Below are 19,920 nucleotides of genomic sequence, written 5' to 3'. Positions count from 1 at the left end.
AACCGCGTTAGAACACCGACAATGATCGGTAATACATCGCATGAGGAGTTTGAGGTGGCTATGAACATCAAGACGCTGGGCCTTCCATTGGCGGTTGCCGCCCTGTTGGCATTGGGCGGTTGCTCAACCCAGACCGTGGTCACGTTGCAGAACGGCACCCAGTATTTGACCAAGGACATGCCGAAGACCGAAACCAAGGATGGCTTCTACGAGTTCGAGGATATTTCCGGGGCGAAGGTGAAAGTGCGCGCCGATGAAGTGGCGACCGTGCGCAAGGAGGACTAACACTCTCGTTCCCACGCTCGGCGTGGGAATGCCGCAACGGACGCTCCGCGTTCGGCTTTGGAAGGGAGAGCGTCCCGGGATGCATTCCCACGCAGAGCGTGGGAACGATCATTACTCGGGAGTTGCCATGCCGGGGATGCTGTTGTCGCAACTCATGTACGTCCCGCCGCGCTTGACCACTTCGCCCTGCAAACGCTGGCAACGCTCCAAATCCTGTTGCGCCATGCGGTCGATGCTCAGATTGCCGGTGGTTGGCGGCTGCTTGCCGTCACCCAGACGGATCGTCACGAACGGTTGTTCGGGCTGGAGCTGAAAGCGGCTTTTTTCTTCGACCGGTTTGTCCTCGGCAGTCTTCACCGGGTTCGGCAGTTGGTCGGTGGTGATGCCGTAGCGGCTCAGAATCGAGCTTTGAGGCAGATCGGCGCAGACGTTAGCCGAACACAGCGCCAGCCCGACGAAACCGATACACCCCTTGAAACCTTTCACGTTTGAATCTCCTGTACTCAATGGCGGCTAGCTAAGAAACGTGTGTGCACGTGCTGGCTTTAGGCCGCATTTCCTGTTTTTGCAGGGGTTTGAGTCAGAAACAGGCTGATCAGTCACATGCACCATTCATTGTGGCGAGGGGATAAATCCCCTCGCCACAGGTTTTGGGATAGCCCTAACGAATCAGGCGATCACGATACCGTCGGCATTCAGGCTATTCAGCGCCACGCCCACCAACGTCACCGAGTCGTTGCCAAACGTCAGCACCGTGTCCTGCCCGACACTGGAGGCATGCGCACGGAAGTCATCCGCCGGCAAAACACCCTGTACACCGAGAAACACCAGTTTGTCATTCGACGAATAACCCACCACCCGATCCTGCCCGAACGCGCCGTTGAACAGGAACGTATCCGCCCCGCCCCCCGATTCCATCAGGTCATTACCGGCGCCGCCGACAAATACATCGTTGCCCGTACCGCCAATCAGATGATCGTTGCCATCCAGCCCGAACAACCAGTCGCCACTCACATGTGCCTTGAGCGTATCGACGCCACTGGTGCCTTTCACGCTCGGCTCGTAAGCGGTAACGGTGTTGCCCGCTGTCAGGCCGTTGACCGTGACGCTGTTGACCACATCATCCTTGAACACGCCCCAGAGAAACCCCGGTTCCTTGCTCAGAATCGTGCCGATGTCGCGAGTTATGCTGATCCCGCCTTGTGCATCGCGAACGTACAGATTGCCCACGCCGTCGTTGGCGAAGTCGAAGTTCTTCACCGAGTTCTGCAGATCCAGTGAATTGTTGCCCTGCCCGCCGAGGATGACGTTGTAACCACCGCTGTCACGGAACGTGTCGTTGCCGGCGCGTCCCTCCAGGTAGTCGTTGCCGCTGCCGCCCTGGATCAGGTCATTACCGTCACTGCCGATGATGAAGGTGCTGCCCTTGTGGGTTTCAGCATTGCGATTGAGATCCTGCACCCAAGTATTGGCGCGTGCCGGGTCGGACAGGTTGGCGACGATGATCGTCGAGTCGCGGCTGGTCAGGTCGTAGAACTTCGACTCGATCACCCGGTTCATGCCATCGCCATACGCGGTCGGCAGGTGTGAGATCCACGTCGGAATATTCAGGATCGAGAATGGCAGCAGATTCCACGCGGTCGAGGCGTAGTGATCGTTGAAGCTGACGATGTTGTCGGTGGTCGATGCGTGCTGCGCGTCATGCACGCCGACCGAGGCGCCGGTGAAGGTCGAGCCGTCGAGGGCGCGGAACACCGGGTCGTTTTCGTAGCCGACATTGAGCACTTTGTCGGTGCTGCTCTGGGTCGGCGAGGCGTAAGCGATGTAGTTGGAATCGGCGAAGAAACTGCCCCATTTGCCACCGCTCAAATCGGCCATGCTGTTGACCGCGAGGCCGCCGAGGCTGTGGCCGCTGACCAGTACGTCGTTGCCGCTGAGGCCGTTGGCCTTGGCGAATGCCGCGACGTTATTGAGCAGATTGCCGAAGGCTTCGCCGACGTAGTTTTTCGCGTAATCCTTGGGGCCGAATGCCGCGAGCAGATCGTTGATCGCGTCGCCGATCGAATCGCCAATGAGGATTTCCCGTGGCCCGCTGGTGCCGCGAAAGGCAATGCCCAGTTCGGTGAGATGGCCTTGGGCGTCGTACTTGCCGAGGATTTCTACCTGAGCGCTGGTGTAGCCGGCCTTCTCGCCGAAGAAGGTGCCACGCGCATCGGTCTTGCCGTCGTAGCCCAATTGCGAGGCGGTGATCGGTGTCCAACCGGCCTGTTTGACCGCGTCGAGGGCGGCTTTTTCCGAGTCGGGGTTCCACGGAATGCCGGGGATGACGCCTTGTGAATCGGTGCCGCCAATCAGCGCCGTGACTAATGTGGCCGGCAGGCCGAGGCCGAAGCCATTGTGTTGATAACCGGCAGCAAACCCGTTATCGAGGTTGTGATAGGAATACAGCGTGATCGCCATGGCGTCGCTGAACAGCGCCTTGGAATCGGCTGTGCCAAAGTTTTTGTAGTCATACACACCCATTGCCATTGCCTCTCTTTTTGTTGGAATTGTTCAGAGATAGCTCACAGCCAGAGCGCCCCTCGCAGGCCGCCCCGGAGCATTTCGATACAGCACTTCTTAATACATGCGCACACACTCCCCCTGTAGGAGCTGCCGAAGGCTGCGATCTTTTGATTTTGTTTTTAAGATCAAAAGATCGCAGCCTTCGGCAGCTCCTACAGGGATTCATCGGGGTCTAGGCGAAGACGAACGCCGAGTCCGACAGGTTAGCCACTCCCACCCCAACCAACGTCACGGCAAAGTCGCCAACCTTCAGCACGGTATCGCCGCCGCTCTGCGACGCGTGCTGTTTGTAGTCATAACCCTGCCCCGCGCCCTCGACGCCCATGAAAACCAGTTTGTCGCTGCCCTGATAGCCATTGATCGCATCAAAACCAAACGCACCGCTGAACAGGAAGGTGTTGTTGCCACCTATCGCATTCATCACATCGTTGCCGGCGCCACCGACGAAGGTCACGTGGCCCTTGTCGCTGATCAGCGTGTCATCGCCGCCCAAGCCAAACAGCCAATCACCGTCCGCCGTGGCGTGTAGCGCATTGCCGTAACCATCGCCGTTCAGTGAATGGTTGTACTGGGTCAGTTCGCTGCCATTGCTCAGCCCCTTGGCCGTGACGCCCCAGGTGATTTCCTTGCTGCCCCACCACGAACCCGATTCCTTGCTCACCAGCGCGCCGATGTCGCGGGTCATGCTGATGCCGCCGTAGGCGTCGCGCACGTACAGCGTGCCGTCGCCATCATTGGCGAAGCTGAAGTTTTGCAATGGTTTCTGCAGCTCGAACGTGTTGTGGCCTTGACCGCCAAGCAGAATATTGAAGCCGCCGTCATCGCGGAAACGATCATCACCGCCCAAGCCTTCAAGGAAGTCGTTGCCCGCCCCACCCTTCAACCAGTCATTGCTTTGCGTGCCGATGATGAAAGTGCTGCCAGTGTGCGGTTCACCGCTGCGGCCCAAGTCCTCAACCCAGGTTTTGACCCGCGAAGATTCCTCCAGATTGGAAATGATGATCGTCGAGTCTTTATGCGTCAGGTTGTAGAACGTCGAATCGATCACTCGATTCAAGCCATCGGCATAACCCAGTGAGCCGTGCGCCGACCAGCTGAGCGGATTGATGATGCTGAACGGCACCAGGTTCTGCGCGGTTGATGCGTAGTTGTCGTTGAAGTTGACGATGTTGTCGGTGGTCGAATCGTGCGGTTTGTCGTGTTTGCCCATCGAGGCCGTGCTGAACGTAGTGCCGTCGAGCACGCGGAATACCGGATCATTCTCGTAGCCGATGTTCAGCACGTTATTGCCGGTGCTGCTCTGGGTCGGCGAGGCAAACGCGATGTAGTTGGCGTCCTTGAAGAACCCACCCCAATTGTTCGCGCTTAACTCGGCGACGCTGTTGACCCCGAGGCCGCCGAGGCTGTGACCGCTGAACAGCACGTCCTTGGCAGCGATGCCGTTGGCAATGGCGAACGTCGCGACAGCCTTGAGCAGATTGTCAAAAGCGTTTTTCGCGTAGTTGCTCGCATAATCCGACGGCCCGACAGCGGCCAGCAGATTGTTTTTCATGTCGCCGAAGGTGTCGCTGTAACCCAGCCCGCCGGTGCCACGAAAGGCAATACCGAGGCCGATCAATTTGCCGGCCGCGTCGTACTTGCCGAGCACTTCCGCTTCGGCGCTGGTGAAGCCATCCTGTTCACCGAAGAATGTGCCTTGCGGCCCGACCTTGCCCTGATAACCCAGCGCCGTCGCGGTGACCGGCGCCCAAGCGGTTGCCGGCAAAGGCTTGCCGGTCGGGGTGTAGGCGTACAACGTCAGGGCGATGGCGTCGCTGTACAACGCTTTGCCATCGGCCTTTTTGTAATCGAACAATCCCATGTTGTGCTCTCTCTTCCTTTAAACCGGCAGCCTTTTGCAAGGCTGCCGGTACGCTTTAGAACTGCCAGTCGAGCGTGAGGCCGACACCGTGGTCTTTCTCGTTCGAACCGATCAGCCCGTTGTAATCCAGATTCACCCGCACATCGCGATTGAGCGCCAGCCCCGCACGCACGCCGACCACCGCGGCATCACGATCCATCGACACGCTCTGCACGTTGAACGCACTGTTGCCGTTGGCGAACGCCAGATGGCTGTCAGCGTCAACGCTGCTCAGGTTGTGCTGCCAGCCAAGGCTCGCACCCAGTTCCAGTTGATGCTGATCCGACAGGGCGAAGCTGCGCTTGGCGCGCACGCCGAGGGTCGACAGCACCACGTCGCGATTGTCTTCACCGCCCTTCAACGCCGCCGCGTCACCCTTCTCGGTGAAGCTGTCAGTGTTGAGATGCACGTACGACAGATTGGCGAACGGTTCCAGGTTCATCGGCTGCAAGCCCAGATCGTAAGCGGCTTCTGTGAACAATTGCGCAGTGGTCGCATCGCGTTTGGTTTTCTGCTTGCCGCTGACATCGCCGATTTGCAGATCACGCTTCGCATCGATGCGGTGCCAGCTGTAAGCGCCGCCAACGGTCAGGCGCAGGGCATCGATTTCATGCCCCAGATACGCACCCAAGTGGTAGCTGTCGACCGAGGCCGACGAATGCGTGCCGCTGCCCATGCTCAAAGAGCTGTCGCTATAACCGGTAACGAAACCGAGACGGGTATCTTCAGCAATCAAGCCATCGACACCGGCGAGCAAGCCACCGATCGAGCTAGTGGAATCGGCGTACTTGTTGCCGCCATCACTGGTGCCCCACGATCCCAACACCTTGACCCAGGCGTTGCTGCCCTCGCTTTTCGGGGCGTCGGCGTTGAACAGATCGCGCTCACGCAGACGCTCGCCAACCGCTTCGCGCAGGTAACGGCTGTCGTTGATCAGCAAGGTGCCGATGGCCGGATGAATCTCGCCGGACAACTGTTGGAAAGCCTGTTGCGCCGACGCTGCGTTAGGCGACAGCAGCAGGGTTTCGAACAGCGCATTGCCGGCACCGAGACGATCCGCCGCCGCCGCGACTGAACGCTGATTCGGCGTCAGACCGACGCTGGCGAACGACGCGCCATTGCGGCCAACCTCCAGCTGTACGCCGTTTGCCGAATAGTCCAGCGTACCGCCGAGGAACGCATAGTTCGGCAACACTTGGCCGAACTGGCCGGACACGCCGCCCGCTGCCTGGAGGATGTTGTATTGCGTGCCGAGCAGGCTTTTCACTTCGCTGGTGCTCAGCAAGTTCGGGCTGTTTTCCAGCGACAGTGCGACGGTCGCGCCGTTGATTTGCGCGGCGCCGCCGGCAACGATGCGGTCGCTGCTGGTCGGCGAGACTTCTACCGCATAGGTCGAACCGCGTTCGAAGGTCACGTCACCCGCCACGTTCAGCGTGCCGATGGAATTGCCCGGCGCCACGGTGCCGCCGCTTTTCGCGGTCAGGGCGCCGATGCGACCGTTGCCACCGAGGATGCCGCTGTCGTTCACGGTGACTTCGGAGGCCAGCGAACCGTTGATTGCCAGTCGGCCCTGATTGACCAGAGTTGGGCCGCTGTAGCTGTTGTTGCCGGTCAGCACCAGGGTGCCGATGCCTTGCTTGGTCAGGCCGCCGTGACCGGAGATGTCGTTGCGCCAGGTGTCGAGGCCGCAGGTGATGTCGTTGCAAACGCGCTCGGTCGGTTTGCCCTTGTCGATGATCGCGCCGATGCCCGGCAAATCCGCGACAAACTGACCGGAACCGTAGGCGCCGTTGACGCGGAATTCCTCGGGGATGTCCTGCTCGGTGACGAACATCGACGGGCCGTCGATACCCTTGCGCAGGTTGATCATGCCCCAGCCGTACAAGGCGTCGATGCCCGGTGCGCCTAGGTCGGTGGCGGTGGTGCGCAGTACCGTCGCGACCTGATCGCCGGTCATGTACGGGAAACGCTCCATCAGCACCGCCATGGAACCGGCGACGTGCGGCGCGGCCATCGAGGTGCCGTTGTAATTTTTATAGCTGGTGGTCAAGTTATCGGCGTTGGTGCCTTCGATGATCGAGCTGAAGATTTTCGTGCCCGGCGCTGACACGCAGAAACTCGCGGTGTAGCCGCAACGCGACGAGAACGTACTGATGACGTACGGATTGGCGCTGGCCAGATCCGGGTTCTGTTGCAGCGCGGCGACGGTGATCCAGTTCGGCGCGATCTCAGGCACGAAATAGCCGAGGCCGGCGATGGCGTCGGGGTTGTTGAGGTTGTAGTCGTTGCCGGCAGCGAAAATGGTGACGATGCCACTGCGCGCGGCGGCGATGGCGCCGTCATACGCGCCGCCGGGTTTGGTGCCGAGCAATGTGCGGATTTCGTTGAACTGCACTTGCGCGTCGTTGACGGTGAAATGCGGGTACGCCGGGTCGCGGCCGCCGAGGTCGAAACGGTCGGTGATGCCGATGCCCCAGCTGTTGTTGATGATCCGCGCGCCGCTGGCGATCAGTGCATCCCAACCGGCCTTGTACACCGCGCCGTCATTGCCGCGAACGATGCCGTCTTCAGGGCCCGGATCACCGTTGTCGGCGCTGATGATTTGCGCGGCGAACGCGACACCGTGCATTGGCCCGCCGTCACGACTGCCCGCCGCAATACCGCCGACGTGGGTGCCGTGGGCACCGAGTTTGCCGTCGGAACCGACCGAGGGCGAACCGTCATAACGGAACGCATCGCCGGCCTTCACCGGGATGTACGGGTCGGTGTATTCGCGGATGCCGCTGGTGACCAGCGTCACGACTTTGTTGCTGCCGGAAAACTCCGGGTGCGCGGCGTACACCGGCTGGTCAAAGATCCCCAGTTTCACGCCTTTGCCGGTGTAGCCAGCAGCGTAAGCGTGATCGGCACCGATCGCGCCCAGGCCCCAATCGGCCTTGAATTCAGCGCTGCGCCAACTGGACGGATCGCCCGCGCGAGCGCTTTCCACGTAAGGCGCGGCGTGTGCGCTGCCCCAGGTGGTGAGTGCGCACAGCACCGCGAGATTCAGGGTTTTCAAGGCAAAACGGCCACCCGATTGCGCGGGTGTATTGTTGTTATTCATCCAGCGACCTTCCTTAGTGATGTTGCGAAAAAATCCGTATCGTTGTGATCGTTCCCACGCTCCGCGTGGGGATGCAGCCCGTGACGCTCCGCGTCACTGGACGCGGAGCGTCCCTAGAGGCATTCCCACGCAGAGCGTGGGAACGATCAGGTGTGCGTCGATCTTTTAGAACTGCCAGTTCAGGCTCAACCCGACGCCATGGCTTTTCTCGCGACTGGCCAGTTGTCCGTTGTAGTCGAGGTTCACCCGCACATCGCGGCTCAGCGCCAGACTCGCCTGCACGCCGACCAGTGCGGCATCACGCACCAGCGCCGAACTCTCCACCGAATACGGCGTGCCACCGCTGGCAAAACGCAGGTGCTGCTCAGCATCGATGTCACTCAAGCTGTGCTGCCAGCCGAGGTGCCCGCTGACGTCGAGGGTCTGCTGCGCCGACAGGTTGAACGTCTTGATCGCGCGCACACCGAGCGTGCTCAACACCGCATCACGCTGATCGCCAGAGCTTTTCAGCGCCGCCGCATCGCCCTTCTCTTTGAAGCCTTCGGTGTCCAGATGCACGTAAGCCAGATTGGCGAACGGTTCCAACGCCAACGGTTGCAGGTGCAGTCGATACGCCGCCTCACCGAACACCTGGGTGGTGGCCGCGTCGACTTTGGCTTTCTGTTTGGCGCTGACATCGCCGTATTGCAGATCGCGTTTCACATCGGCGCGATGCCAGCTGTAGGCCGCGCCGGTGCTCAAGCGCCAGGCGCCGATTTCGTGGCCGGCGTAGGCGCCGAGGTGGTAGCTGTCGACCTTGGCCGACGAGTGCGTGCCCGAGCCCATGCTCAGCGAACTGTCGCTGTAACCGGTGACCAGACCGATGCGCGTCTGCTCGTCCAGCGCACCGTCGACACCGGCGAGCAAGCCGCCAATCGAGGTGCTGTAACCCGCCGTGTCATGGCTGGAATCGGTTGTGCCCCACGCGCCGAGGGCTTTGATCCAGCCGTTGTTTTGCGTGGCCGACGCAGCGTGCAGACGCTCGCCCACCGCATCGCGCAATTGGCGGCTGTCGTTGATCAACACTGAACCGAGAGCCGGGTAGATTTCACCGCTCAATTGTTGGAACGCTTGTTGCGCTGAGGCCGCCGATGGCGATAGCAGCAGGCTTTCATACACCGAGCTGCCGGCGCCAAGGCTTTCAACAGCCGCCGCGACAGAACGCTGATTCGGCGTTTGGCCGACGCTGGCGAACGTCGTTGCGTTGCGTTCGATATTCAGTTGAATCGCGTTGGCGGCGTAGTCGAGACTGCCACCGATAAACAGGTAGGTCGGCACGACTGCCGCGAATTGGCCTTGAACGCCGCCGGCCGCTTGCAGGATGTCGTATTGGCGACCGAGCAGGCTGCGGGTTTCTGTGGCGCTGAGCAGCGTCGGACTGTTTTCCAGCGCGAGGCTGACGGTGGCGCCGCTGACTGTGGCTGTGCCGCCGGCGACGATGCGGTCGCTGCTGGTGGGTGACAATTCCACCGCGTAGGTCGAACCTGGCGCGAGCGTGACGTTCCCCGCTACGTTCAACGTGCCAATGGAATTGCCCGGCGCCACGCGAGCGCCGCTGTTGGCGGTCAAGGCATTGATCCGCCCGGAACCGCCGAGGGTGCCGCTGTCGTTGACGGTTACCGCCGAGGTCAGCGAACCGTTGACCGTCAGCAAGCCGCCATTGACCGTGGTCGCACCGCGATAGGTATTGTCGCCGCTAAGGATCAATTGGCCGCCGCCAGATTTGATCAGGCTGCCCTGATAAATGCGGTTCGCCGCTGCAGCATCACGCGCCATGCCCACGGCGTAATCGGTCTGATCCTGCTGACTGGCGCCCGCCGCCACGCCGTTCTGCCAGCCCTTGTCCTGCAAGGTTTGCTGCCAGGCGTTGTGCTCGGCGAGGTCTTCACTCTGACGCTGGATCAACGCTTTATCGGAGATGTCATTGCTCCAGACATCGCGCTGCCCTGCCCCCAGATTCGCGTCGAACGCACCGAGCAATTGCCCCGGCCCGCGCATCGCCCGATCAAGGTTGGCCACGCCCCAGCCGACTCGCTCGGTCGGCGCGTCGGTGACGGAGCCATCCAGTTGCGTGGCGGTGGTCAGCAGCGTTTCCAGCGCTTGCTGGTTGTTCATGTACGGGTAACGTTCCATCACCAGCGCCAATGCACCGGTCGCGTGCGGCGCCGACATCGAGGTGCCGGACTTGATCGCATAACCGCCGCCGGGAATGGTGCTGTCGATCTTCGCCCCCGGCGTGGTGATGCACCAGTATTTGGCCAGGCCGCACTGGTTGTACTTCTGCTGATTGCTTTGATCGAGCCCGGAAACCGCCAGCCAGTGGCCTTCAAGATCCGGCTGAAAGTACGGCAGCGCCGAACGCACGCTGGCATTCGGGTAGCCGCTGTTGCCGGCGCTGAACACGTTGATCACTCCGCGCCGAGAGACGTCGGCAGCGGCATCGAGCCAGGTGCCCTGATTCCAGTGCTGGGCGTATGCGGCGTGCAGATCGGCGAGCGTGCGGTAGCTGACGTCTGGCGGCTGACTGCCCCAGCTGTTGTTGATCGCGCGCACACCGGCGTCGGCCAAGGCGTCGTAAACAGCTTTGAAATAACGCGGATCCGGTTTCGGGCCGAAGAGGAAACTGTCGTTGGCGTTGGTGTTGCCGACGTAGATTTGCGCGTTGTACGCGACGCCGTGCATGCCAGTGCCATCGCGCGAGGCGCCCATGGTGCCGACGACGTGGGTGCCGTGGGAATCGTTGTTCGGGTTGAGTGTGCCGTCGACGTTGAATGGGGTGCCGTTTAGGTAACTGCCGTTGGCTTGCACCGGGTGATAGCGGTCAGTGGCGAACTCGGGATGGCTTGAGTCGAAACCGGAATCGAGGGCGCCGATTTTTACGCCTTGGCCGGTGATACCGGCGGCGTAGGCTTGATCGGCCTGCATGCGCGCAAGGCCCCAGTCGCGTTGGAATTCGCTGGTGCGCCAACTGGCGGCGTCGCCGGGTTGGCCGGCTTCCAGGTATTGGGCCTGGGCTTGCGCGGTAGAAATCACCAGCAACAGGGTGCCGACTGATGCCGGTTTGATGCGTACGTCCATGTTCACTCCTCACTTTTTTTGTTGTTATGTAGGAGCTGCCGCAGGCTGCGATCTTTTGATCTTGAGCTTAAAAGATCGCAGCCTTCGGCAGCTCCTACAGAGAATTGCGGTGTTGCTGCCCCTCACCCCAGCCCTCTCCCGAGGGAGAGGGAGCCGACCGAGATGGCCTTGCTTCATTCGCCGGCCTGAAACAACCCGTCGACTATGGATTCGGTAAAGCAATCTCAGGTCGCCGTATTTCTTGAACATCCCCCAATGAGTCCCCTCTCCCTATGGGAGAGGGTTAGGGTGAGGGCTGTTGCGCGACCACAAAAGCCTCATCTACCCGCGCCAGATCCTGCTCGTTCAGCGTCCCCGCGTAGTAATGCAATTTCGTCCACGCCATCAGATAGTCGTAGCGCGCCTGCGCCAGATCGCGGCGGGTGGTGAACAATTGTTGCTCGGCGTTCAGTGCGTCGAGGTTGGTGCGTTCACCGCCAAGAATGCTCTGCTTGGTCGAGACCACCAGCGCTTCCGCCGAGGACAATGCCTTCGAATACGCACGCAACTTGCTCACCCCCGACAAGCACGCACTGAACTGCCGGCGCAGCTCGATCAACGTCTCGCGGGTTTTGCCATCCAGCTCATACTCGGCCTGTTCCATGCTGCGGCTGGCCTGCCGCGTCGAGGCCGACACGCCGCCACCGGCATACAACGGCACGCTGACTTCGAAACCAATGGTGTTGGTCTCGTAGCGCTGGTTGTAGGTGTTGCCGCTTTCCGATTCGTTCTGGCGCATCGAGGCATAGGCGTTGACCTTCGGCAGGTGGCCGGCGCGGTTGCGCTCTACTTCATACCGCGCAACTTCCACGGCCTGACGCTGCGACGCCAGATTCGGGTTATTGCTGATCGCCATTTCGTGCCAGGTGTCGTAGTTGGCCGGCATCAGCGCGAAGGTCTGGAAGTTCTGATCCAGCGGCGCCAGCTCATCGATGTTCACCACCGCAACACCCACCAACGCACCGAGTTCACGCAGTGCAGCATCCTGTTCGTTGCGCGCCTCGATCTCTTCGGCGGTCGCCAGCTCATAGCGCGACTCGGCTTCAAGAATGTCGGTACGCGTACCTTCGCCTTGGCGGAACATGTGTTCGTTCTGCTGGAACTGCTGCTCGTAGGCTTTTTTCTTCGCCTGGGCGATGTCGATCTGATCCTGAGCGAACAAGGCTTTGGTGTAGTTATCCAGCACCCGCACCAACAGTTCCTGACTCTTGCCGCGGAAGTTTTCATCGGCAAACAACGATTGCGCGACGCCCTTGCGATACGCGGCGTAGGCCTCGTAATCGAGCAACGGTTGTTGCACGGTCAGGGTCGAGCCGTAACTGCTGTAATTGCGGTCATCGGTGCGGTTGCGCGCGCGTTCGTCGAGCGAGGTAGCCTTCGACGAGTTGCGGCCCTTGTTGTAGTTGTAACCGACGCGGGGCAACAGGCCGGCGCGGCCAATCGCACGGTTTTCCAGGCCGGCGTCGCGCTCCTTGATCGCGCCGAGGAACACCGGATCATTTCGCAACGCCTGTTCGTAGATCTCGAACGGCCCCATCGCCGCCACTGCATTGTTGCCGGCCAACAGCGCGAACGCTGCCGTCAGCATCGAAAGCTTATTCATACAGCCGAACATCCTTATTCCTCGGTCAACGCGGAGTTGGCCCGGTCGAGCAACGGTTTGAACAGGTAGTTGAGCAGCGAACGTTCGCCGGTACGCACGAACATTTCTGCGGGCATGCCGGGCTTGATCACCAGACCGTTGAGTTTCTCCATGGCCTGATCGCTGACGCGGGTACGCAGCACGTAGTACGGCGCGCCGGTTTTCTCATCGATCATTTGGTCAGCGGAAATCAGGCTGACTTCGCCCGGTACACGCGGGGTTTTGCTCTGGTTGAACGCGGTAAACAAGATGTCCACCGGCAAGTGCGTGCCGACTTTGTCGATCAGGTTGATCGGCAAGTGCCCTTCCACTTCCAGCGTGGTGCCTTGCGGGACGATTTCCAGCAAGGTTTCGCCTTGGCGTACAACGGCGCCTTCGGTGTGCACCCCGAGATTGACCGCCACACCATCGGCGGTGGCGATGATTTCGCTGTGTTGCAGGTCGAAACCGGCAGAGGTCAGTTGCTCGGACAGCGTCACACTTTTGAGCTGCGCGTCGGCCAGTTGTGTGCGGACTTCTTTCTGATATTCCTCGCCGTGCTGTTGCAGCTTCAGGCGCGATTCAAGGATGCCCTGCTCGACGCGGCCGCTTTCGCCGGTGTTCTCGGCCAGTTGCTGCTGCACTTGCGAGAGTTGACGCTGATATTCCATCAAGCGGTTGCGCGGAATGTAGCCGTTGTCGGCCAGTGGCTGCAGGTTGCTCAATTGCTGTTGCAGCGACGCGGCTTGCGCATTGAGGTCGGTGCGTGCGCGACGCATGCCTGCCAGTTGCGCGGTGGCGCCTTCGATGCTTGCGCGCAGTCCGGCCTGCTCACGGTAGAACGCTTCGCGGCGGCTGCTGAACAGTTGACGTTGGCCCTCAAGCACCAGCGCCAGACGCGGATCCGGATCGTTGCTCAGTTCAGCCGGAAAGGTCACTTGTTTGAGGTTGTCGCGCTCGGCCTGCCAGCGCGCCAGGCTCGCCCACGCCATGCGGTACTGCGCTTGCAGCGATTGCACGTCAGCCGCCACCTGCGTCTGATCGAGACGAAACAGCGGCTGCCCCTGCTTCACGATCTCGCCTTCGCGCACCAGAATCCGGCTGACCACGCCGCTGCTCATCGACTGCACGGCTTTGCGTTTACCCGAGACGACCACCGTGCCCTGCACCGGAATGCCTTGATCCAGCGGCGCCAACGCCGCCCAGGTAAAGAAGCTGCCTGCGCCGACAATCGCCAGAATCCAGCCCAGGCGCGCGAAGAACTTCGCATCGCGTTCCGGACGCTCGTTGAGGTAGGCGTGTTCCATGTTCGCTTCGTTTTCAGTGTTCATGCTGGCGCTGCTCATACACCCGAATTCCTTGTCGTGGGCTGATACTGCCGGCTCATGCTGAGCCCGCCCGGTGCCTGTGCAGCTTTTTCCCGTTGTTGTTCTTGCTGGCCGGACAGTGCCTTGAGCACGTCATGACTTGGGCCGAAGGCCTGTAAACGACCGTCATTGAGCACCAATAATTTGTCGGCCTGAGCCAGCACCGAAGAACGATGCGTCACCAGCACCACGGTGATGCCTTGGGATTTGAGTTGCGCAATGGCGCTGGCCAACGCGGCTTCGCCGACGGTGTCGAGATTGGAATTGGGTTCATCCAGCACCACCAGGCTCGGGTTGCCGTACATCGCTCGCGCCAGTGCCACACGTTGTTTCTGACCGCCGGACAGACCGCTGCCGTCCTCGCCCAACTGCGTGTCGTAACCTTGTGGCAGACGCAGAATCATTTCGTGCACGCCCGCCTGTTGCGCGGCGGCCACCACTTTCTGCGGATCGGCCTCGCTAAAGCGCGCAATGTTTTCAGCGATGCTGCCGCTGAACAGCTCGATGTCCTGCGGCAGGTAACCGATGTAAGGGCCGAGTTGATCGCGGTTCCAGCGATGAATATCCGCGCCGTCCAGGCGCACGGTTCCGCCAAGGGTCGGCCACACGCCAACCAATACTCGGGCCAATGTCGACTTGCCCGAGCCGGAAGCACCGAGCACGCCCAATACTTCGCCGGCCGCCAGATTGAAATTAACCAAGTGCAGCGTCGCCGCGCGTTGACCCGGCGGGCCAGCGCTGACCTGCTCGAAGGTGATCTGGCCTTTCGGTGCCGGCAGCGCCATGGCATCGTCGCTTGGCGGGAAAGCTTGCAACAAGGCATCGAGACGACGGTACGCCAGTTTCGCCCCGCTCCACTGTTTCCACACGGCGATCAACTGGTCGATCGGGCTCAGCACGCGGCCCATCAAGATCGAGCCGGCGATCATCATCCCCGCCGTCATGTCGCCCTTTATCACCAGCAATGCGCCGAGGCCGAGCACCAGCGATTGCAGGCACAGACGCAGGGTTTTGCTCAGCGAACTGATCACCGCACCGGTGTCGCTGGCCTGATTCTGCAAACCGAGGAACCGCGAGTGCACGCCAAACCAGCGCTTGCGCAGCGCACCGAGCATGCCCATGGCTTGAATTGTTTCAGCGTTGTGCAGGTGGCTGGTCGCCAATTGGCTGGATTTCTGCGAGAAGCCGGCCGCTTCGCCCAACGGCGTTTTGGTCATGTATTCGTTGAGGCAGGCCAATGCGATCAACAGCAGCGCGCCGGCGGTGGCGAGTACGCCGAGCCAGACGTTGAACAGGTAAATCACCAACAGATAGACCGGGAACCACGGCGCATCAAAGAACGCGAACAGCGCGGGCCCGGTGACAAATTGGCGAATGTGCGTCAGATCGCCCAGCGACTGCCCGGCGTTGCCCTCGCCCTTGAACAGGTTGCGCTCGAACGCGGCTTGATAGACACGCAGGTTGAAACGGCGCTCCAACTGGCTGCCGATGCGGATCACGATAAAACTGCGCACCACCTCTAGCAGACCGATAAAGGCAAAGAAGCCGACGACCATCAGCGACAACATCGCGAGTGTGGTTTCGTTCTGCGACGACAGCACCCGGTCATAGACCTGGAGCATGTAGATGGAGGGCACCAACATCAGCACGTTAATCAGCGCGGTAAAGCAGCCGACGCTGATCAGAATGCTTTTATAGTCAGCCAATGCCTTGAATAAGGGAGCGGTGGCTGGGGCCTTCGCCATCTTCATTGATTCTTCCTGGAAAATATTCCCGCCACTCGTTGGCAGGACTTTTATTAATTATTGGCACTTCACCGAGGTGTACTGTTTAAGTGACCGCTTACACTTTCATAACAACTACCGGCGAATATTACGGCGCAGTTGTTCATCGAGGCGTTGCTGATAGCCCGCCCGTGGCGCTTTGTATAAAAACGCTGTCGTAAATTTGATAGTTACGGCTGTTGCGCCGCACGTTCGAGCGTAATGATCAGGCCCGACTTTAAAGTCGTCTGATATAGCCCATTACGTTGTCGACTGAAAAACTGAATCCTTGAACCTTCTTTGCCGGTGATCGACAAGCCATCGGGATCGGGAAACCAGCCCACCGGAGTTTCTTCCAGCCATGCGCCCAGACACGTGGAACTCAGGGTTTTGTTCGCCGCCAGTTCAACACCACACGTGTTTGACGGTTTGTCCTGGAGCTTTTGCGCATCCGCTGCATCTTCGCGAGCCGATAATGTTGCCTGCCAATGGCCGGCAAATGCCGAGGGTTCTTCGAGTCTGAGGCTGCTTGCCATGCTTGTTTCTCCAGAAATCATAAGGAGCGCTGCCGTAAACCACGACACTGCCTTATAGGTAAAAGCCTTACTGACCATGGGAATATTCGCTCCGGCACGTAGCCTTGCCCACTGAATCATTCGATGCAAGTAAAGAAAGCGACGCTCACACGCCGCTTTCCCCGGCTACATCACGCCACGATGTCGCTGGTCGCTGCCTGGCCAACCGTGCTGACGATGAAGTCAGCCACGCCATGCCCGGAGAAATCCACCGACAGCAAGCTGTTGCCGCCCGACGAGGTCAGTACGGCATCGCCCACCGCGCCGGTGAAGCTGCTGACGAAGTGCAGGCCTGCACCGTTGGTGATCCCGGTCAGGTCGATTTTGTCGAGACCGCTGACAAAATCGAGGATCTGATCCACCGCACCCGGTTTGGAATCCGAACTGGCTGCGAACACAAAGGTGTCCGAACCGGCGCCGCCCCACAGTTTGTCGGCACCACCGGCGCCCCAGATGATGTCGTTGCCGGCACCGCCCTTCAACTCGTTGGCCACGCTGTTGCCGATCAGCAGATCGTTGCCCGAACCGCCAATGGCGTTCTCGATGATCGCGCCTTTGGCAATGGACACGTTACCGACCATGCCGCCAACGTCAGAGAACGAGGCATCATTGAGGTTGATCTTCTGGTTCTGGGTAAAACCAGAGAAGTCCAGGGTGTCCTTGCCGCCCGCATCCCACACCGAGAACACCAGCTTGTCACTCGACGACGAGGCGCTGAGGAAATCGCGACCGGCGTTGGAGTTGAAGCCGTAGGTGGTGTCACCGGTACGGATGTTGGTGTTGGCACCGTAGAGTTTCTGGATGGCCGCGATATCGTCCATCAGCGGGCCAGACGCATAGGCTTCGACGCCGCCCTTGCTGAAGTTCTGGTTGGTGTTGCTCTCGCTCCAGTAACTCATGAGGCTGTAGCCGCGGGTGTCTTGCCCGTAGGAAGCGTCGTTGTAAGTCGGGTTGCCATTGCCGGCGTTGTAGTCGCCCGGGTGAGCCAGGCCGAGGCTGTGGCCGATCTCGTGGGTCAGGGTCTGACGGCCGTAGTTGTTCAGATCCGGGTTCTTGTTTTGCGTGTAGCCACTGTTGATCAGGTACCACGATGTACCGTCGTAACCGGCGCCGGTGCCTGGCAGATAGGCGAACGCTGCCGCACCATCCTGGCCACCGCTGTAATTACCGAAGGTCATGTGGCCGTCACCGCCCGAGGCTTTCTCAGTGAAGGTCACGTTGGCCACGTCAGCCCAGGATTGCATGGCGAGCGCTGCCTGGGCTTTTTGTTGGGTGCTGAACTGGCTGAACCCGCTGATCCCGTGTTTGTTCATCGTGCTCGACGAAGCAGAAGTCAGGAACGTGTAGGTGAGTTCGATCTTGCCACTGCCGTCCTTGTCCTGGTAGGCAGCACCGTCGCGCAGCAACTGGGTGGCGGCCTGGTCGACGGAGAAGGAGGGTTTGCCATTGACCGTGAGGTTGCCGCCACGATCGTATTGATGGCTGAAACTATTGATCTGATTCCAGGCCGAACTGGCAGCTGCCAGTGGCTGAACGGCACCAACCGGCTGGAAAGCCTGTTCGGCAGCATCAATAGCATTGGTTTTAACTTTCGACATAAACACACTTCCTTGTTTAGCAATGGAACAGTTTTTGTCCGATAGCGGCGATCCCTGGCGAGATCGTCCTATCACTCGCCCCATTGAGGGCGAAAGAAAACTGACACAATTTGAAATCTGCCGTAAAGGATTTTTTTGGAATGAAATCTGAGTGTTTCTGAAAACTGCCGTAAACAAAGCGCGCGAGGTCTAAAGAATGTTTAAAGTTGCGGGCTTTCGCCTAATTGTCTGACGATTTTATATTTAATTATTAAATATCGGTAAGTTGTGTTCTGTTAGCTGCGTCTCACTTTTCCGCACTTTCACAGCGCAGTGCCAGTGTATTGATATCAACGAAACTGTCGACGATTTAACTTAGGAGCTGACGAGTGAAACGAGGCTGCGATCTGTTGATCTTGTCTTTAACAACAAAATCAAAAGATCGCAGCCTCGTTTCACTCGACAGCTCCTACAGGCGGTTGTGCACGTCTGGAATCAGCTACCCGTGCGAATCTTGTTCCAGACCCGCGTACGAATCCGGTCGATATTCAGCGGCATCGCCTCCAGTGCGAACAACTTGCCCATCATCTCCGGGCTCGGATACACCTTGGTGTCGTTTTTGATCGCCGGGTCGATCAGGCTGTCGGCCTGTTCGTTGCCGTTGGCGTAGTGCACGTAGTTGCTGATGCCGGCCATGACGTCCGGGCGCAGCAGGTAGTTCATGAATGCATACCCGGCCTTTTCGTCCGGGGCGTCGACTGGCATGGCGACCATGTCGAACCAGATCGCTGCGCCTTCCTTGGGAATGTTGTAACCGATGTCGACGCCATTCTTGGCTTCCTTGGCGCGGTTTTCCGCTTGCAGGATGTCGCCGGAGAAGCCGACTGCCACGCAGATATCGCCGTTGGCCAGGTCGCTGGTGTATTTCGAGGAGTGGAAGTAGCTGACGTACGGCCGCACTTTCATCAGCAGTGCTTCAGCCTTTTTGTAGTCTTCGGGATTTTTGCTGTGGTGCGGCAGGCCCAAATAATTGAGCGCTGCCGGGAGCAATTCCGGGCCGTTGTCGAGAATCGCTACCCCGCACTTCTGCAGTTTTTCCATGTTCTCGGGTTTGAAGATCAGATCCCAGGAATCCACCGGTGCATCGTCGCCCAGCACGGCTTTGACCTTGGCGATGTTGTAGCCGATGCCGGTGCTGCCCCACAAATACGGGAAGCCGTGTTCGTTGTTCGGGTCGTTGACCTGCAACGCCTTGAGCAGCACCGGGTTGAGGTTTTTCCAGTTCGGCAACTGGCTCTTGTCGAGTTTCTTCAGCGCCCCGCCCTGAATCTGCCGCGCCATGAAGTGGTTGGACGGAAACACCACGTCGTAGCCGGATTTGCCGGTCATCAACTTGCCGTCGAGGGTTTCGTTACTGTCGTAGACGTCATAGGTAACGCCAACGCCGGTTTCTTTTTGGAAATTCTTGGTGGTGTCTGGCGCGATGTAGTCGGACCAGTTGTATACCTTGACCGTGTCCGCCGCCTGAGCGAGGGAAACGGCCAGCATCAGCGGTGCCAGAGCGAGGGTCTTGCGGATCATGGGTCGATTCCTGTGTAGGTTTTTTTGTTGGCAGGCAATCAAAGGGATCAAACGATCAGAAAATCAGTACATAGGTCTTGCGCACGGTCTCTTCGATGTCCCAGATACCGAGCGTGTTGGCCGGCAACATCAGTGCGTCGCCACCTTGTATGTGCAGGGTTTCGCCGCCACCGTCCGGGGTGAACGTGCAACGCCCGGAGATGAAATGGCAGAACTCCTGCGCGGTGATCTGCCGGCGCCAGCGGCCCGGGGTGCATTCCCAGACGCCGGTTTCGACGCCGTCGTCGCGCTCGACGCTGGTGGTTGAGGCGATGGCGATCGGTTCGCCGAGAGGAACGGCCACCGGGTTGGATTCGTCGAGGTGCAATGTCGCGGTGTTTTTGAACTGGGTAATGCTCATGGTCTGACCTGTCTTTTGGGCGTTCTT

Annotated in this window: 13 protein-coding genes; 1 reads left to right on the top strand and 12 read right to left on the bottom strand. The window is 59.8% G+C overall.

Annotation, left to right across the window (positions count from 1 at the left end):
- The first annotated feature begins 60 nt into the window (after nt 1–60).
- Nucleotides 61–285 (top strand): YgdI/YgdR family lipoprotein, encoded by a 225-nt coding sequence (locus tag ACP3TY_RS11185; protein ID WP_053119977.1) that lies wholly within the window; start codon nt 61–63, stop codon nt 283–285.
- Between the two features lie 111 nt (nt 286–396).
- Here the strand turns inward: ACP3TY_RS11185 and ACP3TY_RS11180 are convergent, their stop codons facing one another.
- The 12 genes from ACP3TY_RS11180 to ACP3TY_RS11125 form a co-directional block, all read right to left on the bottom strand.
- Entirely contained in the window at nt 397–771 is a 375-nt protein-coding gene (locus ACP3TY_RS11180) for a hypothetical protein (RefSeq protein ID WP_426619976.1), read from the bottom strand.
- Nucleotides 772–954: 183 nt separating this feature from the next.
- A complete protein-coding gene (locus ACP3TY_RS11175; RefSeq protein ID WP_426620459.1) occupies nt 955–2,808 on the bottom strand; it encodes a polyurethane esterase in 1,854 nt (617 codons plus the stop codon).
- Between the two features lie 214 nt (nt 2,809–3,022).
- Entirely contained in the window at nt 3,023–4,711 is a 1,689-nt protein-coding gene (locus ACP3TY_RS11170; protein WP_426619975.1) for a polyurethane esterase, read from the bottom strand.
- A 55-nt stretch (nt 4,712–4,766) separates the two neighbouring features.
- Nucleotides 4,767–7,853, bottom strand: coding sequence for an autotransporter domain-containing protein (locus ACP3TY_RS11165; protein ID WP_426619974.1), 3,087 nt, complete (start codon nt 7,851–7,853; stop codon nt 4,767–4,769).
- Nucleotides 7,854–8,018: 165 nt separating this feature from the next.
- Nucleotides 8,019–10,970, bottom strand: coding sequence for an autotransporter domain-containing protein (locus ACP3TY_RS11160; RefSeq protein WP_426619973.1), 2,952 nt, complete (start codon nt 10,968–10,970; stop codon nt 8,019–8,021).
- Nucleotides 10,971–11,253: 283 nt separating this feature from the next.
- Nucleotides 11,254–12,624, bottom strand: a complete 1,371-nt coding sequence (locus ACP3TY_RS11155) for a TolC family outer membrane protein (protein WP_426619972.1) — start codon at nt 12,622–12,624, stop codon at nt 11,254–11,256.
- A gap of 2 nt (nt 12,625–12,626) precedes the next feature.
- Entirely contained in the window at nt 12,627–13,976 is a 1,350-nt protein-coding gene (locus tag ACP3TY_RS11150) for an HlyD family type I secretion periplasmic adaptor subunit (protein WP_426619971.1), read from the bottom strand.
- Complete coding sequence (locus tag ACP3TY_RS11145) at nt 13,973–15,748, bottom strand: type I secretion system permease/ATPase (RefSeq protein ID WP_426619970.1); 1,776 nt, start codon at nt 15,746–15,748, stop codon at nt 13,973–13,975. Before ACP3TY_RS11145 ends, ACP3TY_RS11150 begins: the two co-directional genes overlap by 4 nt.
- Before the next feature lie 203 nt (nt 15,749–15,951).
- Entirely contained in the window at nt 15,952–16,374 is a 423-nt protein-coding gene (locus ACP3TY_RS11140; protein ID WP_282357842.1) for an AprI/Inh family metalloprotease inhibitor, read from the bottom strand.
- 92 nt (nt 16,375–16,466) lie between these two features.
- Nucleotides 16,467–17,933, bottom strand: a complete 1,467-nt coding sequence (locus tag ACP3TY_RS11135) for a serralysin family metalloprotease (protein WP_282357843.1) — start codon at nt 17,931–17,933, stop codon at nt 16,467–16,469.
- 474 nt (nt 17,934–18,407) lie between these two features.
- A complete protein-coding gene (locus tag ACP3TY_RS11130; RefSeq protein ID WP_053119952.1) occupies nt 18,408–19,493 on the bottom strand; it encodes a polyamine ABC transporter substrate-binding protein in 1,086 nt (361 codons plus the stop codon).
- Nucleotides 19,494–19,548: 55 nt separating this feature from the next.
- Nucleotides 19,549–19,893 carry a cupin domain-containing protein gene (locus ACP3TY_RS11125; protein ID WP_212549460.1) on the bottom strand — a complete coding sequence of 115 codons (345 nt, stop codon included), beginning with the start codon at nt 19,891–19,893 and terminating at the stop codon, nt 19,549–19,551.
- Nucleotides 19,894–19,920: the final 27 nt, after the last annotated feature.

Origin of the sequence: Pseudomonas rustica (genome assembly GCF_049959085.1) — a bacterium.
In the GTDB taxonomy this organism is placed as follows: Bacteria; Pseudomonadota; Gammaproteobacteria; order Pseudomonadales; family Pseudomonadaceae; genus Aquipseudomonas; species Aquipseudomonas rustica.
The sequence above is the reverse complement of the archived record's forward strand: the minus strand, read 5'-3'. Positions and strand labels throughout refer to the sequence as shown.